The following is a 16,382-nucleotide window of genomic DNA, read 5'->3' as shown; positions in this document are numbered from 1 at the left end:
CTGGCGGGAGTCATTGTTTTTGTTGTTGGCCACGGCTGAATCACCATGGTGGACGGCTCGATTACAGCAGCCTGTTGCGGCCTGAACAAACGCATGGCGAACGATCGGCTGATACTTTTTTAACCGCTGGCCACGCGGCGCTCTGAAAGCAAAAAAATATCAGTGTCGGATTAATTGTGAGCTAGCACTGGCCGAGCGGCAGGGCGTATGTTTAGTTGTCCACAGCGCATTCATAACGATAAAAGGGGCGTCCAGTGCCTGACAGCCGAGCGGCTTTGTTTGAGCAGCGTCCCGCCGAGCTTGAGGTTATTCTCCCGCAACCAGACCACTGCTTTCGCTGGTACGAGCACGACTATCCCTACTCGCTGGCCCGCTGGAACCACCATCCAGAATTTGAAATCCACCTGATCCGCCAGGGCAGTGGCAAGCTGGTGGCCGGTGATTACATCGGTGAGTTCGGTGCCGGTCATGTGGCCCTGATCGGTCCCGATTTGCCTCACGACTGGATCGGCGATCTGGCCCCCGGCGAGCACTTGGCCGGGCGTGACGTGGTGTTGCAGTTCGATGGCGCGGCGTTGCTGGCGCTACGTGGCACGCTGCCGGAACTGGGCGATTTGCAGCGTCTATTCGAACAGGCACGTCGCGGGTTGGAGTTCACCGGCGAAACGGCCATGCAGGCTGCGCAACTGCTGGAGCAGATCGGCCCGGCACAAGGCCTGGAACGGCTGATCCTGTTCCTGCAACTGGTCAATACCTTGATGAAGGCGCCTGTGCAGGAGGCTCGTCTGCTGGCCAGCGCCTGGTACGCCCCGACCCTGGATGCGCGCAGTTCCGAGCGGATCAACAAGGCGTTCGATTATCTGCTGACTGAATTGACCAGCGATATTCGCCTGTCAGTCATCGCGCAACGGCTGGACATGAGTGATCCGGGCTTTTCGCGCTTCTTCAAACGCACCACCGGGCATTGTTTTATTGATCTGATGCGCAAGCTGCGGGTTCAGCGGGCTTGCCGGTTGCTGCTGCACAGCGAGATGTCGGTGTCGGACATCTGCTTTGAAGTGGGTTACGCCAACCTGTCCAACTTCAACCGGCATTTCCGCGTGGAGATGCAGCAGACGCCCAGTGAGTACCGGCGCGCCGCTGCATCCGTCTGATCAATGCTCTGCCGGCTCTTTCGCCTGAGGCGAACGGGTGACGGCATGCACCAGCTTACCGATCGTCAGGCCTTGCAAGAGGATCGACAGCAACACCACGATGTAGGTGATGCTCAGCAGCAGGTCGCGCTCCGGCCCGGTGGGCAAGGCCAGCGCCAGTGCCACCGAGACACCGCCGCGCAAGCCGCCCCAGGTCAGGATGCGGATCGTACCGTGCGGCACCTTACGCCAGCGACGCAGCAGCAGAATAGCCGGGGCCACGGTGACAAAGCGCGACAGCAGAATTGCCGAGGCCAACAGGCTGGCGGCAATCAGGTGCTGCCAAGAGAACGGCAGCAGCAACAGCTCCATGCCGATCAGCGCAAACAGCAGTGCGTTGAGCATGTCATCCAGCAATTCCCAGAAACCGTCCATGTAACGACGGGTCATGTCGTTCATCGCCAGATTACGCCCCAGGTTGCCGATGATCAGCCCGGCCACGACCATCGCGATAGGGCCTGACACATGCAGCTCGGAGGCCATCGCCGAGCCGCCGATCACCAGTGCGAGAGTCAGCATGACTTCGATCTGATACTGCTCGATGCTTTTGATCATCAGGTACACGGCATAGCCAATCAGGCCGCCGAACAGCACACCGCCGACCGCTTCGTGGACGAACAGCAGGGCGGTTTCGCCAACCGTCGGCGTCTCGCCCAACTGCGCGATACCCAGCAGAACGGTGAACACCACCACCGCCGTGCCATCGTTGAACAGGCTTTCACCAACGATGGTGGTTTTCAGCGGTTTGGAGGCGTTGGCGGTACGCAACACACCGAGCACGGCAATCGGGTCGGTGGGCGAGATCAGCGCACCAAACAGCAGGCAGTACAGCGGGCTGACGTGCCAGCCGAACAGGGCGAAGATCCAGTAGGCCAGCGCGCCGATCACGGTGGTGGCAATCAGCACACCGAAGGTTGCCAGCAGGCCGATGGGCCAGCGATAGCTTCTCAGGTCTGCAAGGTTGACGTGCAGCGCCCCGGCGAACAGCAGGAAGGACAGCATCCAGTTCATCAGCAGGTCGCCGAAGTCGATCTGACCGATCAGCTGTTGTACGCGATCTTCCAGACCGGGATAGCCCAGAAAACTCAGTCCTTGCAGCAGCAAAGAGAACATCAGCGCGGTCACCATCACGCCGATGGTGGGCGGCAGACCGATAAAGCGATAGTTCACATAGGTCAGCAGCGCAGTGAGGCAGATAAAACCAGCAGCAAGTTCAAGCATCCGTCATTCCAGAATCCGTAAGTGCAGTGTCTCGATCACCGTAACCGAGCCTGTGTTTGATGGACCGGATCCATGTCCAGACACATCGCGACACGACACAGTGGGGTTTGCGTTGACCACGCAGATGCGGTGATGTTGCAAAAAAGGCAGGAATCAGTGAATGAGGCAGGCTTGAAAGCGCAAGAAGCGGGGCATTGCAGACACAAAAAAGTCAGCCCGGATAACGGTCCGGGCTGATGGGGGATGTAACAGTGGGTGGCCTCCCTGGCAGGTTCAGAATCATTGGCTGTTTCTGCACCCGCTCAGGACCTGGTACTGCACGGTGTTCAACTTGCCTTTGGAGTCCTCGTAGGTCATCAGTTTCGGCATCACGCTACAGGTTTGCAGGTCCGGGGATTTGCGAATGACCTTGGCAACGTCGAGCTTCATTCCGTATTTGTACTCCTTGATCTCCGGCATCGGCTTGTTATGGATAGCGGCGTATTTCTGCACGCTGGCCTGGTGTTCCTTGATCACTGTGGTGGCTTTGACTTCATCAGTGGTGTAAGCGTAAGCACTCAGTGGCGAAAGAATGACCAGAGCAAGTAATAACGATTTGGCGGTGCGCATTTTCTTTTGTCTCCGTTTGAATGTGGTTCAACCTTACCAAGTGCGCACTAACCGGAAAGTGGCTGAAACATTACAAATCGGTAATCTCGCAGATGTCAGCTTTCTAACAGTATTGTCATTCTCTGCTCACCTTCCTGTTAGCTACCCGGACGTAAGCTTGTTTCATCCCTGACGAGCACTGCGCTTTTAAGGAACTCCTTACACACCGAAAGAGGTAATGATGATGAAACTGATCAAGTCGATGGTTTTCGCCGTAGCTGCCTTGTCCGCCACTGCAGCCTTCGCCGACGACGGCAACGAGTACGCAAGCACAGCGGCTGACAAGATGCGTCTTGCACAGGAACTGCGCTTCAAGGAACAGAACAGCAGCAACAAAGCCGAGCGCTACGTCAACACAGACGACAACGCCAAGGCCGAGCGGTCGACCAAGTCCGAAGGCTGATGCCTTTGATGCCCGACTCGCTGCACCCCCATTCGCCCTTGGTAGCTCCCTGCTCCTTTGGTCGGGGCGAATCTTTAAGCGTCCTTCGGGGCGCTTTTTTATTCCCGTATCTACACAAATCGTTATCACGCCCATGCTCCAGCGCCCGTGGGAGCGAGCTTGCTCGCGAAAAGGCCGGTACAGCCGCCAGAAGGAACGCACTTGAACCATGGAATGCCGTTCTGGACGCCCTGCGTCCGATCTTGAATGTCTGATTACACCGGTCAAAGCGTATTTTATTTTATTGAGCAACGGCGCGCTGTAATGCACTTCCTTTCATATTTGTAATCTTTCCGTCACCTCGGCGTTATCTTCGCCACTTCAAGATTGTGCCCCACTGGCAGCGCTCGGGTTAATAAAAACAGCCAGATCGACATGTTTATAACAATCTGCCGATTAGACGGAGCGCACATGACTCAACTTAAAACTTTATCACTGGCCCTGTGTTCGACCCTCGCCGGTGTTGCACCGGCTGCCGTATTCGCCGAAGAGCAAAAAGAAGGCTTCATCGAAGGCAGCACGCTGACCGTACTCAACCGCAACTTCTACATGAACCGCGACCACCGCAACGGCGAATCCAGCCCTACCGGCAATGGTTACTCCGAAGCGTGGGCGCAAGGCATCATCGGGCGATTCCAGTCAGGTTTTACTCAAGGCACCTTTGGCGTCGGGGTCGATGCATTTGCCATGATCGGTATCAAGCTCGACACCGGTGACGGCCGCAACGGCGGCCGCAGCGCGTTCGACGTGCTGCCGGTCGATGGGGAAGGCCGCGCCCGTGACGAATACACCAAGGTAGGTGGCTCGCTGAAGGCCAGAGCCTTCGACACCGTCGTCAACGTGGGCGATGTGTTTCCGTCCACCCCGGTGGTTGCCTTCGGCGACTCCCGTCTGCTGCCGGAAAGCTTTCGCGGCGTTACCGCCGTCAACAACAGCATCAGCGGCCTGACCCTGCAAGGCGGTCGCCTGCACTCCATGAGCCAGCCCGTTTCCAGCAACATGCGCGACGGTTTCGTCACCTTCTACGGCGGTGCCGTGGACTCTCCATGGGTTGCCTACTTCGGCGGTGACTATCAGGCCACCGACAGGCTGAGCCTTGGCCTCTACACCAGCCGACTCAAAGACGCCTGGGATCAGAAATACGCGTCAGCGTCCTACGTGCTGCCGCTCTCTGACGACCTGTCGCTGACCAGCAGCCTGAACTATTACAACGCCACCGACGAAGGCAAAAAGCTACTCGGCGAATTCGACAACGACATCTGGAGCGCAAAACTCGCCCTGCAATACGGCGCGCACACCCTGTCGCTTTCGCACCAGCGCAACGAAGGTGATGACGATTTCGACTACCTCCGGCAGTCCGACTCCATCTACCTGGCCAACTCCATCCAGTACAGCGACTTCAACTCACCCAAAGAACGCTCGTGGATGGTCACCTACAACCTCGACATGTCCACCTTCGGCGTGCCCGGCCTGTCATTCATGACCCGCTACGGCAAAGGCACCGACGCCGACTACTCCAACGCCAACAGCACCTACATGCGCCGCGACGCACAAGGCAACCCGCTGACCGATCAAAAACGCTGGGAGCGCGATATCGAAGCGAAATACATCGTGCAGACCGGATCACTCAAAGACCTGTCGCTGCGCGTGCGCCAGGCAACGACTCGTGCCACAGCGTTCGAATCGGATCTGGATGAGGTGCGGGTGATTGTGGAGTATCCGTTGAGTGTGCTTTGAGGGGGGATGATTGAGTGAGGCGTCCTTTGGGGCGCTTCACAATTGGACGGGCTAGAAAGGAGACGACTGTTGGCAAGGGAATCAGAGATCTACCTCATCTTCATTTTTCAACCCGCTGATGAACTCACCAAATGATGAGGCGAGTTTTCTTTGTGCATTGATATGATTCAAGGCCATGGGGCGTCCACGCTATGCCAACTTTAATTCAGTAGCTGCTTAGGCAAAGTCGTAATTGTGCTCTACATACCTAGTGTTAGGTCGTTTTAGCCGTGGTCAACATTGCATGTATAACGCCGTTAGATTTGCGGTCGATTATTAAAACTAAGATGTTGTTTTCCATCTTTTTAGCGATCCAGCTAACTGGGTGGTCTGGTGCCAATCTTCCTAGTTTGAGTGTGCATTCCTTTGCTCCGTAGAAGGTCCTGCCGCTTTTCTCGAGAGTGTCTATTATGTAATCTACAATTTGTCTCATGCTTGAGCTTCCATTTATGTTGTAGATTTCAAGATTTAACCCGTGTATAAAAAACATGTGCCTTAGCCTGTTCTAGGACTTTGGCTGTGTGTATATCTATGTCGTCAGCTTTTAATATGGTTTCTTGGTTGATTGTTTTAGAGTTAATTTGGATTGAACACCTCAAGCTTTGCGCGATTATTTTTTTCTCATCACCCGCAATCTCCAAGATTTTACCAGTCTTTTCGATGTGAAAGTAATAAAGTCCTATACTTCAACTTTCTGTTGATCAGCATGGGCTGCTGGCATAGCTGCCGGGCCCGTAAATATACAGTTTGTTTGCTTGTTGGATATTTTTAGCAATATCCGAAAAGATTGATTCTGGACCTTGCTTTTGACCATGCTGTTTTTTTAGATGGTCCGCTTGCCCCTATGACTCATACTCCCGACGGCAGTAGACAAAACCTTCAAGATGCTCAAGACTTCCGATTGGACTCAAGTAAAACTTACACTCCAGGTCTATTTGGAGGATTTTATCTTGACCAATTGATGCTGAAATATTTGTAGATACGACCTCTAAGCTTTCCCAGCCAAAGTCTGTGGGTGGCCTGTCAAGATAGTAACAAATAAATAGTGTTCGGTCATCCGTTAGAGAAATAGCGATTGCTCTTATTTCAGGATATATCTCACCAATTAGAGCGCGCCATACGCACAAAATCAACCAGTCAGGCAAGGTTTTCATGGCTTCGATCCGAACGTTTAGCTTGTAATTACTCTTTTTTATTAGTAAGAGTTACATTGTTGCTAATTGACTTATAATGGTGCGCGTCGCGATTTTTCATCATGGCTTAAGATTTCCTTTTTCGTTATCAATCATTTGTTGTTTTGGAGTTTTAATGTTTTTTTCGATAAGGTTTCTGTTCTAATCGTTTGCTGGGCTATTATAGTAACAAAATTTTTCATTAGTGATTTTTTCAATATATCGCTTTTGGGGTCGTATGTGGGTGAATTCGTATAGCCTAAGTCTATTAGTCTGCAGGAGTTGCTTTTGTCTTCTATTGCATATTTTTAGTGTTACTTCTAGTTTGCTTCTGTAAGCTTTCTTTAGAGGTAAATTATCTTTACCCTCTATTAGCTCTTTTTTCTTAGTCTGAAAAGCTCGGCTTCCCAAACGTTCATTTCTTGCATGAACTTTTCGATAGTTTACAGGGCTTGGTTTGAAGAATCTTTATCTTTCATATGTATTCTCAAGTATACTTTCTAGTATTTTCTTGTCTTGACGATAGGCATTATTGGTATATATAGTTTGTGCGCCGCCGCTGTCATATATTAAGTCAAGCTCAATGTCTACTGCCCTCTATTATTTACAGCGCTGGCAATAACCGCTTCAAAAGCTCTAAATTGACAACGATTTACATCTTTTAATTATGGGAGCAACCCGTCTTTGTTACCCAATGCTGCCCCAAGAAGCGTAGAGGGAAGCTTCTATAATGGGGGCTTGATTGATCATCTTAATAATGAAGTAAATTGAAAGGCATATGGAATTCTAAGGTGCTCATGCGTTCCGTAATGTCCACCAACGACAGCTCAGTTCAGGTTCAATTAAAATCTGAGCTTCTGAAATGGTTTCGCATATATCAAATATTACGCGAATTCCTGCCCCGGAACTAGTGCGCATAAATTCAATGGATTCTACATTTTCTGATGATACTATGGCAGTTTCCTTCGCTGAAACATAAAGTGCTATTTGAAAAGATCGCATTACGGCACTGAAGGATATATCAGCTTCAATCTCACTGTTTTTCGATTTTATATTATAACGAAATAGAGCTGAGCTGGTATCCATCTCGACAGGCTCAATGCCAAATTCTTCTAAGAAATCATCGGGGCTCGGAAATTTCATAGTCACTCCTTAGTGAACGGGTAATAAGGTTATAAGTTTCCGAGTTTCATTATCAAGTATTTGGAAAGTACTTTTGAAGTTGGCTGCTCGACCCGATGGGCCTATGAATAGGGGTTCTCTGACCTCAAACATCCCATACTGGTTGGAAAAAGTACTCATAACGTTGCCTTGGGTTTTTGTGGATGACGCCAAATGCTCAGTTAGCATCTGACGGCCAGAAGTAGTATCAGGAACACCAAGCCTCTTCATTTCGAGAGCAAGCTGGTTCGATCTGGCTGCATTATGAGCGTTACTAGCTGCGCGGCCAAATAGGTAGTCAAATTTGCCCGGTGCAATTTCTAGTGAGCCATTTCCGGAACCGTTACAAAGACCTAAAGGATCAACCCACCCAGTAGGATTAGGCGCATATTGATAGAGATTATCCCCACCACTCAACCCAATCGGATCCTGCGTAATAAACCGCCCAATCTCCGGATCGTAATACCGAAACGTGTTGTAGTGAAGCCCCGTCTCGACATCGAAGTACTGCCCCTGAAACCTGAGGTTCTGTTCGACCTCGTTCACCACCAGCTTTTCAATCGCCCCCCACGGCCGATATTTGGCCTGCCAGACGATCTGCCCTTCGGCGTCGGTCATCTCCAGCGGCGTACCGATCTGGTCGGTGTGGAAGTAGTAGACCTTGTTCTCTACCTCGCCCTCTTTCTCATCAACACGGGCCAGCGGCGCATAACTGCCGGGTTCGTAGAGGTACAGGCTGCTCTTCTTCACGCAACATCCGCAATCCCTGCCAGAGAAAGCGTTTCTGGCCGGTCTGCCCCTTGATCTCCCACTGTTTGGCAACGCATCTCCCCAGGCTGTCGTACTGGTAGCTGCTGGTGCTTTCCACCTGACTGTTGGCCATGGTCTCGGTTTTGACCAGGCGGTTTTCGCTGTCGTAGGTGAAGGTTTGCCAGCGGACGATGCCGACGATTTTCTCGACCAGATTGCCCCACCCGTCGTACTTGTATTCGTGGTTGCTCCATTGTTTGAGGCGGTTTTCTTTAAGGCAGTTGCCTCTCGCATTTCAGTTAAGATCTACTTTATCTATAGTTTTTATAGAGATGCAAAAATCTTAGATTATAAAGTCATTGATTTTCATTATAAATGAAAATCTTGCTGCCCTTGTGATCAAAAAAAATACTGTTGACCTCCTCGCCAGAGTAGCTGATAGACAGCTTAATGCCAGGTGTGCTATTGCTTGAGAAGGTTGTGATTTCCACAATTTTCATGTTTTCCCATTTGTAACGGTAACTCCAAAATTCTGAATCGGAATCTATTCTGCACGCCCTAATAGGAAGTCCTTCTTCAAACTCGACAGCTTTCAGCCAATTAACTTCTCCGAAATTATCCTTTCGAAGAGAGTATTTTATCCCGCCGTCTGTCGATTCTGTCTCAATTTCACTGAGTAGCCCAGCCCTATCGAATGATTCGATTCTAATTAAGGTGGTGTCTAAAAAGTAATGTTTATAAACATTCTTTTTGTTTTTTGGTTCTTGAGCTAAAAATTCGACAGGCTTTACGCCTGACATTTCTAAGTCTAAAGGTATAATAGAACATGCAGGCCCCTTAGACCAGGAAACCTTATAGTCTAGGTTAGTATTAAATAAAAAAGCTTTTCGAAAATCATCATTTTCCAATTTCTCCAAGGTCAAATTTTTAAATGCTATTAAGTCTTCATGGCTCATTGGGGCTACCTCGCTTTTGGAAACTCTATTCCATCAGTTAACGATTTTTTAATCATGCTTAGAGAGTTTAGAAATTCTTCTCTTGTCTGTGCGCCAGACAAGGTTTCAAATATATGTTGCCTGTAAGCTTTCCCATGGACTCCGGCGCCTTTGTGTGGAGTTGTATTTGTGCCGGGAATTCTGTCTGACTCATTGTTAGGAAGCCAGATTCCATTACGTTTGTCATTGATTTTTATTTTAAAGCCTTCCATCTGTTCACGTAATGCTTTCATCATTGGGTCTTTTGAGTTGGATAGCACAATATGATGAGCATCAAACTTTCCACCACCCAACGGGCTGCTACCGAGATTTGCTCTTAATAGTCTCGCATCAGAAGTACATGAAAGACCGAATGGATCAACCCACCCATAAGGATTAGGCGCATACAGATAGAGATTATCCCCACCACTCAACCCAATCGGATCCTGCGTAATAAACCGTCCAATCTCCGGATCGTAATACCGAAACGTGTTGTAGTGAAGCCCCGTCTCCACATCGAAATACTGACCCTGAAACCTCAGGTTCTGCTCGACCTCGTTCACCACCAGCTTCTCAATCGCCCCCCACGGCCGATATTTGGCCTGCCAGACGATCTGCCCTTCGGCGTCGGTCATCTCCAGCGGCGTACCGATCTGGTCGGTGTGGAAGTAGTAGACCTTGTTCTCTACCTCGCCCTCTTTCTCATCAATACGGGCCAAAGGCGCATAGCTGCCTGGCTCGTACAGATACAGGCTGCTCTGTCCCGGGCTTTCCTCACGCAGCAAGCGCAGGCCTTGCCAGAGAAAGCGTTTCCGGTCGGTCTGCCCCTTGATCTCCCACTGTTTGGCAACGCGCCTGCCCAGGCTGTCGTACTTATAGCTGCTGGTGCTTTCCACCTGACTGTTGGCCATGGTCTCGGTTTTGACCAGGCGGTTTTCGCTGTCGTAGGTGAAGGTCTGCCAACGCACGATGCCGACGATTTTCTCGACCAGGTTGCCCCACGCGTCGTATTTGTATTCGTGGTTGCTCCACTTTTTGAGTCGGTTGTCTTTGACACGGTCAAAGCGGCTGGTGTTGAAGTTCAGGCGGTTGCCGGCTGCGTCGTAGCGGAATTCTTCGCCGTCGAAGCGTTTTTCTGGGTTGTGTTCAAGCAGGCGGCCGTTGGCTTCGTATTCGTAGGTGACTTCGCCACGCAGTTTGTCGAGGGTGCGGCTCAGTTCGCCGGCCGGGTCATATTCGTAGCGGCGGTGGAGCGGGTTGTAGGCGTGCTCGACGTAGCGCTCTGGCTTTATGAGCGGGTTCTGGATCTGTGACAGTTTTTCAGCGGGCAGGGTGGTTGCGTACTGCCAGGTCTTGCGCCCCAGTGCGTCATAGCCGAAGCAACTGGTGAGTTTGCCCTGCGTGCGGTAGATCTCGCGGTGCAGGTCGTCGCGCTCCATGTCGCTGATCAGTTGGCCATCGAGGTTCAGTTGATGCAGGTGACCGCTGCCGTAGTACAGGTGATTCAGGTGCTGGCCGGTGGGAAGGGTCAGTGTGGTCAGGTTGCTGAGCGGATCGTAGTCGTAGGCCAGCGCGCCCTAGGGCGACGATTCCTGTGTCAGGCGGCCCAGAATGTCGTAAGCGAATTCCAGTTTTTCAGCCGTGACATCGATCTTTCTGCCGCCGTCAGTGGGTGTGCGCTGAATGGACAGCAGGCGGTCGCTGTCGTCGTAGGTGAAATCCTGACGGGCGTCGTCGTTGAGTCTGGCCAGCAAGCGGCCGATCGGGTCGCGCTCGAAATGCGTGCAGCGCTGTGGTCGTTCACCTTTCTCGCTGTAGCCGATTTCCTCGACCTGAGTCAGGTTTCCGCCGAGGTTGTAGCTGAAACGGCGGGTCAGTTGGTCGATGCGCTTTTCTTCGATCAGCCGGTCGGAGTCGTCGTAGGCGAACGTGTAGGTGGCGTCGTTTTCATTGATTAGCGCGGCAAGGCGCAGGGCCTTGTCGTACTGGTAGCCTACGATAAAACCCTTGGGGTCCTGGCGTCTGATCGGCAGGCCACGGGCGTTGCGGGCCAGATGGGTGGTCTGGTCCTTGCCGTCAGTTTTGTTTTTAAAGAACTGGTTGTTAATAGCCCGGATCAATATCCACACTTTCAATATCTACAACAAGCAGAGGGTTAATCAATGGTATCTCATCGACTGGGTGGACTGTAACTACAGCTAGCGCTATTCCGGACTCATCATGTGTTCTGTGAGTTTATTTATTCGGTGCAGGGTATTTCGACAAAGGTAAATCCCTTGAGTTTGCGTTTCAAGATGCGCTCTTTTACTTGCTCGCTGATAATTATGGTTTGCGGGCTTTCCAAGATTCTAAACATATCATACTTAATAGTTGACACGTTCTTAAGTACCATTTTATAAACTACGTATCCATTAGGTCCTTGGTCATATTTTGATTTTTCTTTGTCCAAATAATTTTCTAATAATGGAGTTACAAAAAAACCTAGAAAACCTTCTTGAGGTAATTCCAGTTTCAGTGGTTGTTGTTCTCCTGTGCATTGAAGTGCTTCTATCGCTTTTTCGGAAGCTATAACGATGGGCCTAAAAAAAGTATATATGTCCGATAAAGGCTTTTTCTTGCTGTCATCTTCATTGTACTTGACTTTGAAGACTTCATCACCTTTCAGTTCTACCTTGCCATATGCCAGCTCGATTGCAAATTGTTGAAGACTTTTTGCGCTATCTCCATCAATCAATGTTTTGTATCTATCGTCCTGAGTGATTTTATAATATTTCACAATGTCACCTAAATAGATTGGCCCACTTACTGTCGCGAGAGGCTGCGAGAAGCTCGCTACGTATATTGTCTAAAGTTTTTAATACCATTGGTTTGCCTCCTGCTTGATCGGCGGCAATTATCATTTCGTTCACATTCTCAAAGTAGATATTGGGATGCTTTCCATTATGTGCTATTCCGGGCAAGTTAAAGTCTGTGTTGTTTCTGTTTGGTAAAAAAACACCATTAGTTGGGTCGTCAATATCGATTTTATGTTTAGCCATGATTCTTCTTGCTGGCTCCGCTAACTTCGATGTATCTCCGACGATATGGTGTGCTGCTGAGTTGGCTGGTCGTGCGATGCCGCTATTTACCATTCTGGAACTTAAGATCTTAGAGCATAGCCCGAGAGGGTCGATTCTGGATGTTGAATTAACAGCATATTGATAGAGATTATCCCCACCACTCAACCCAATCGGATCCTGCGTAATAAACCGCCCAATCTCCGGATCGTAATACCGAAACGTGTTGTAGTGAAGCCCCGTCTCGACATCGAAGTACTGCCCCTGAAACCTGAGGTTCTGTTCGACCTCGTTCACCACCAGCTTTTCAATCGCCCCCCACGGCCGATATTTGGCCTGCCAGACGATCTGCCCTTCGGCGTCGGTCATCTCCAGCGGCGTACCGATCTGGTCGGTGTGGAAGTAGTAGACCTTGTTCTCTACCTCGCCCTCTTTCTCATCAACACGGGCCAGCGGCGCATAACTGCCGGGTTCGTAGAGGTACAAGCTGCTCTGCCCAAGACTTTCTTCACGCAACATCCGCAATCCCTGCCAGAGAAAGCGTTTCTGGCCGGTCTGCCCCTTGATCTCCCACTGTTTGCCAACGCGCCTGCCCAGGCTGTCGTACTGGTAGCTGCTGGTGCTTTCCACCTGACTGTTGGCCATGGTCTCGGTTTTGACCAAGCGGTTTTCGCAGTCGTAGGTGAAGGTCTGCCAACGCACGATGCCGACGATTTTCTCGACCAGGTTGCCCCACGCGTCGTATTTGTATTCGTGGTTGCTCCACTTTTTGAGTCGGTTGTCTTTGACACGGTCAAAGCGGCTGGTGTTGAAGTTCAGGCGGTTGCCGGCTGCGTCGTAGCGGAATTCTTCGCCGTCGAAGCGTTTTTCTGGGTTGTGTTCAAGCAGGCGGCCGTTGGCTTCGTATTCGTAGGTGACTTCGCCACGCAGTTTGTCGAGGGTGCGGCTCAGTTCGCCGGCCGGGTCATATTCGTAGCGGCGGTGGAGCGGGTTGTAGGCGTGCTCGACGTAGCGCTCTGGCTTTATGAGCGGGTTCTGGATCTGTGACAGTTTTTCAGCGGGCAGGGTGGTTGCGTACTGCCAGGTCTTGCGCCCCAGTGCGTCATAGCCGAAGCAACTGGTGAGTTTGCCCTGCGTGCGGTAGATCTCGCGGTGCAGGTCGTCGCGCTCCATGTCGCTGATCAGTTGGCCATCGAGGTTCAGTTGATGCAGGTGACCGCTGCCGTAGTACAGGTGATTCAGGTGCTGGCCGGTGGGAAGGGTCAGTGTGGTCAGGTTGCTGAGCGGATCGTAGTCGTAGGCCAGCGCGCCCTGGGGCGACGATTCCTGTGTCAGGCGGCCCAGAATGTCGTAAGCGAATTCCAGTTTTTCAGCCGTGACATCGATCTTTCTGCCGCCGTCAGTGGGTGTGCGCTGAATGGACAGCAGGCGGTCGCTGTCGTCGTAGGTGAAATCCTGACGGGCGTCGTCGTTGAGTCTGGCCAGCAAGCGGCCGATCGGGTCGCGCTCGAAATGCGTGCAGCGCTGTGGTCGTTCACCTTTCTCGCTGTAGCCGATTTCCTCGACCTGAGTCAGGTTTCCGCCGAGGTTGTAGCTGAAACGGCGGGTCAGTTGGTCGATGCGCTTTTCTTCGATCAGCCGGTCGGAGTCGTCGTAGGCGAACGTGTAGGTGGCGTCGTTTTCATTGATTAGCGCGGCAAGGCGCAGGGCCTTGTCGTACTGGTAGCCTACGATAAAACCCTTGGGGTCCTGGCGTCTGATCGGCAGGCCACGGGCGTTGCGTGCCAGATGCGTGGTCTGGTCCTTGCCGTTGGTGTGCGTCAGGACCTGGCCGTGGGCGTTGTAGGTGAAGCTCTCGCGGGTGCCGTCCGGATGGTTGATGCTCAGCACTTCGCCGCCAGGTTTGCGTTCCAGTGTGGTGGTGTTGTTCAGGGCATCAGTGACGGCCACCAGTTGATCGCGCTCGTCGTAACGGTACCAGGTGCTCTTGCCCGAGCAGTCCTGGAAGCGCTCGACCTGCGCCAGGTTGTTCCACCACAGGTATTTGGATTTATAGGTCGCATCGATGATGGTGTGCGGCAGGCCATCTTCGCTGTTGAGGTATTCGGTCTTTTGACCCAGCGCATCAATCTCGGCAACCAGATTGCCTTTCGAATCGTAGCGGGCCGTCCAGATGGCGCCGTCAGGGTAAGTGATCTGTTTGACCAGTGTGGTCTTGTAGTGATGCTGATAACGCGTGGTTCGGCCCAGCGGGTCGGTTTCTGCGGTCAGGCGTGACAGATCGTCGTACTCGAAGCCCAGCTGGTTGCCATCGGGCAGCGTCAGGCCGGTGATATTGCCAGTGTTGTCCAGCGCGATACGGTACTGCTCACCGCCGAAATCAGTGCTGGCGATGACGCGACGGTCCTTGTTGTAGGTCACCTCGGCGCGACGCCCCAGCACATCGGTTACGCGCGTCTGGCGCGCCTCGAAATCATAATCGAAATGAAAGTGCTCGCCGTCGCTGGTCCAGTGCTCGACCACGCGCGGCTTGCCGTCGAGAACTTCCCAGCGGTATTCGCAACTGAGCCCCAGCGCATTGGCGTGGCGGGTCATCAGGCCGTCGGTGTAGCTGAAGTTGCGCACCGAGTCGCCATTGCGGTTGTACACACTGTTCAACTGGCCATTGTTGTCGTAGCCATAGCGCACCAGTGTCTCGACGGCCTGGTCGCCGACGATTCGCTTGACGGTGCTCAGACGGTTGGTCACCTCGTCGTAGTGCAGGTGCACGCGATGCCCGCCGGTGGAGCAAATGTCGGTCAGAACGCCGTCTTCGCTGCGTACGAAATGCAGAAAATGACCGAGGGCGTTTTCGACGCGTTGCAGGGGAACTGGCTGGTTGTCGTCGGGTACTTCACCGAAGTAGTAAAAGACGTTATCCAGTGTTTGCAGCAGGTAATGACCACCCTCGGTACGCACCAGGTACAGCTGTTCCTGTGCGTTGTAGATGCGCTGGTTGTAGTCCAGTGTCACGAAGGGCACGCTGCGGCCCTGATTGTCGCTGAGGTACAGAAAGCTGCCCTTGCGCCGCAGGCTTTGTTCCCAGGGCAGCACCCAGCCCTTGCCCAGCGCGCTGTCGACATCAAGGTCGCTGGCGTAGAAGCGTGTCCACTCGATCGGCATCAGGCCGGGCAGGCTGAAATCGGACTCGTCGATCAGCAGTTTGCGTCCGGTGGTGGTGTCGACCGGGTTGCCGTGCAGGCCGCCCAGCACTTTTTCGGCCACGGGGGCGACGCCGAAGCGAAAAATGGCGTCCCCGAGAAAGACACCGCCCATAAACTGCAGCGCGCAAGGGCCTGCCGCTTTCAGACCGGCCTGCATGCCCAGCTTGGCAATGCTGAGCACGGCCTTGGCGCCGCCGGCCACGACCAACAGAATATCCACGGTGTAACGGGCCATCGCCGAGACTTCGTCGTCCACCGGCAGGTAGCGTTGGGTACCGCCGCCGATGAAGACGTTGGGCGAGCCGGTGCCTATCTTCGCGCCGCAGGTCAGCTTGTCGCCCTTGCGCGCAGCGGGCTGGCCGTTGATGAAGACGTTGCTGGAGCCTTCGGCCACCTTGACGATCGGCGAGTGCTTGTCACACACGGCGGTGCTTTCGATGGCAAAGGCAGCAGGGCGGCCATTGATGAACACGTTGGGCGAGGCAGATTCGATCTGCCCCGCGGGAGAGCTGAAGGCGCTGCCGATACTCTCCCCGATACTGGCGATGGCATTACCGGCCAGGCCGACTGCCATGGCCAGTAAAAAACCGCCGAACCCGCACGTGGCGACGGTGAGCGAGACATACGCCACTGCCGCGATGCCCACGATCGCTCCGAGCACAAAGCCCGCCATTGCACCGGTGTGTTCGATCTCATCCATTAACCGCGCGGCCTCGAACATCGCCGTTACTCCTGCGGGCTGCGAGTAGTTGAGGTGCGATCACCTAGCGTGACGCTGATATTCTG

Annotated in this window: 12 protein-coding genes and 1 pseudogene; 3 read left to right on the top strand and 10 right to left on the bottom strand. The window is 52.7% G+C overall.

All coding sequences use genetic code 11. The annotated features are described in order from the left end of the window. Nucleotides 1-254: 254 nt before the first annotated feature. Nucleotides 255-1,154, top strand: a complete 900-nt coding sequence (locus tag LJU29_RS25280) for an AraC family transcriptional regulator (RefSeq protein ID WP_054078160.1) — start codon at nt 255-257, stop codon at nt 1,152-1,154. Here the strand turns inward: LJU29_RS25280 and LJU29_RS25275 are convergent, their stop codons facing one another. Together LJU29_RS25275 and LJU29_RS25270 are read right to left on the bottom strand one after the other, a co-directional pair. Further along, complete coding sequence (locus tag LJU29_RS25275) at nt 1,155-2,414, bottom strand: cation:proton antiporter (protein ID WP_057453300.1); 1,260 nt, start codon at nt 2,412-2,414, stop codon at nt 1,155-1,157. 279 nt (nt 2,415-2,693) lie between these two features. Continuing rightward, the gene (locus LJU29_RS25270; RefSeq protein ID WP_004663292.1) at nt 2,694-3,023 is read right to left on the bottom strand and encodes a DUF2790 domain-containing protein; all 330 of its coding nucleotides are present in this window, start codon (nt 3,021-3,023) and stop codon (nt 2,694-2,696) included. Nucleotides 3,024-3,240: 217 nt separating this feature from the next. Between LJU29_RS25270 and LJU29_RS25265 the strand changes: the two genes are divergently transcribed. Then, nucleotides 3,241-3,465 carry a hypothetical protein gene (locus LJU29_RS25265; RefSeq protein ID WP_004663296.1) on the top strand — a complete coding sequence of 75 codons (225 nt, stop codon included), beginning with the start codon at nt 3,241-3,243 and terminating at the stop codon, nt 3,463-3,465. Between the two features lie 450 nt (nt 3,466-3,915). Next, nucleotides 3,916-5,241, top strand: coding sequence for an OprD family porin (locus tag LJU29_RS25260; protein ID WP_257111343.1), 1,326 nt, complete (start codon nt 3,916-3,918; stop codon nt 5,239-5,241). An 881-nt stretch (nt 5,242-6,122) separates the two neighbouring features. Here LJU29_RS25260 and LJU29_RS30000 read toward each other — a convergent pair. From LJU29_RS30000 to LJU29_RS25230, 8 genes and pseudogenes are all read right to left on the bottom strand, one after another. Next, nucleotides 6,123-6,434 carry a MafI2 family immunity protein gene (locus LJU29_RS30000; RefSeq protein ID WP_495629041.1) on the bottom strand — a complete coding sequence of 104 codons (312 nt, stop codon included), beginning with the start codon at nt 6,432-6,434 and terminating at the stop codon, nt 6,123-6,125. Nucleotides 6,435-7,247: 813 nt separating this feature from the next. Continuing rightward, nucleotides 7,248-7,595 (bottom strand): hypothetical protein, encoded by a 348-nt coding sequence (locus LJU29_RS25255; protein ID WP_081007436.1) that lies wholly within the window; start codon nt 7,593-7,595, stop codon nt 7,248-7,250. A gap of 363 nt (nt 7,596-7,958) precedes the next feature. Then, nucleotides 7,959-8,637 (bottom strand): annotated as a pseudogene (locus LJU29_RS25250) (RHS repeat domain-containing protein); the annotation flags it as partial. An 82-nt stretch (nt 8,638-8,719) separates the two neighbouring features. After that, nucleotides 8,720-9,319, bottom strand: coding sequence for a hypothetical protein (locus LJU29_RS25245; protein WP_257111342.1), 600 nt, complete (start codon nt 9,317-9,319; stop codon nt 8,720-8,722). Nucleotides 9,320-9,324: 5 nt separating this feature from the next. Further along, entirely contained in the window at nt 9,325-10,776 is a 1,452-nt protein-coding gene (locus LJU29_RS25240; protein ID WP_442628514.1) for an RHS repeat-associated core domain-containing protein, read from the bottom strand. A gap of 138 nt (nt 10,777-10,914) precedes the next feature. After that, nucleotides 10,915-11,457 carry an RHS repeat domain-containing protein gene (locus LJU29_RS29960; protein WP_442628512.1) on the bottom strand — a complete coding sequence of 181 codons (543 nt, stop codon included), beginning with the start codon at nt 11,455-11,457 and terminating at the stop codon, nt 10,915-10,917. A gap of 119 nt (nt 11,458-11,576) precedes the next feature. Next, nucleotides 11,577-12,113, bottom strand: a complete 537-nt coding sequence (locus LJU29_RS25235; RefSeq protein ID WP_054077730.1) for an imm11 family protein — start codon at nt 12,111-12,113, stop codon at nt 11,577-11,579. A gap of 4 nt (nt 12,114-12,117) precedes the next feature. Next, complete coding sequence (locus LJU29_RS25230; protein ID WP_257111341.1) at nt 12,118-16,317, bottom strand: RHS repeat-associated core domain-containing protein; 4,200 nt, start codon at nt 16,315-16,317, stop codon at nt 12,118-12,120. Nucleotides 16,318-16,382 lie beyond the last annotated feature (65 nt).

The sequence above is a fragment of the Pseudomonas ficuserectae genome (genome assembly GCF_024584585.1).
Classification (GTDB): Bacteria; Pseudomonadota; Gammaproteobacteria; order Pseudomonadales; family Pseudomonadaceae; genus Aquipseudomonas; species Aquipseudomonas amygdali.
This window is presented reverse-complemented; position numbering and strand designations above follow the sequence as displayed.

Bases quoted from the DNA above. Each gene is read 5' to 3' on its own strand.
- LJU29_RS25275 (WP_057453300.1), bottom strand. From the start codon at position 2,414: ATGCTTGAACTTGCTGCTGGTTTTATCTGCCTCACTGCGCTGCTGACC.
- LJU29_RS25270 (WP_004663292.1), bottom strand. From the start codon at position 3,023: ATGCGCACCGCCAAATCGTTATTACTTGCTCTGGTCATTCTTTCGCCA.
- LJU29_RS25265 (WP_004663296.1), top strand. From the start codon at position 3,241: ATGATGATGAAACTGATCAAGTCGATGGTTTTCGCCGTAGCTGCCTTG.
- LJU29_RS25260 (WP_257111343.1), top strand. From the start codon at position 3,916: ATGACTCAACTTAAAACTTTATCACTGGCCCTGTGTTCGACCCTCGCC.
- LJU29_RS30000 (WP_495629041.1), bottom strand. From the start codon at position 6,434: ATGAAAACCTTGCCTGACTGGTTGATTTTGTGCGTATGGCGCGCTCTA.
- LJU29_RS25255 (WP_081007436.1), bottom strand. From the start codon at position 7,595: ATGAAATTTCCGAGCCCCGATGATTTCTTAGAAGAATTTGGCATTGAG.
- LJU29_RS25245 (WP_257111342.1), bottom strand. From the start codon at position 9,319: ATGAGCCATGAAGACTTAATAGCATTTAAAAATTTGACCTTGGAGAAA.
- LJU29_RS25240 (WP_442628514.1), bottom strand. From the start codon at position 10,776: ATGGAGCGCGACGACCTGCACCGCGAGATCTACCGCACGCAGGGCAAA.
- LJU29_RS25230 (WP_257111341.1), bottom strand. From the start codon at position 16,317: ATGTTCGAGGCCGCGCGGTTAATGGATGAGATCGAACACACCGGTGCA.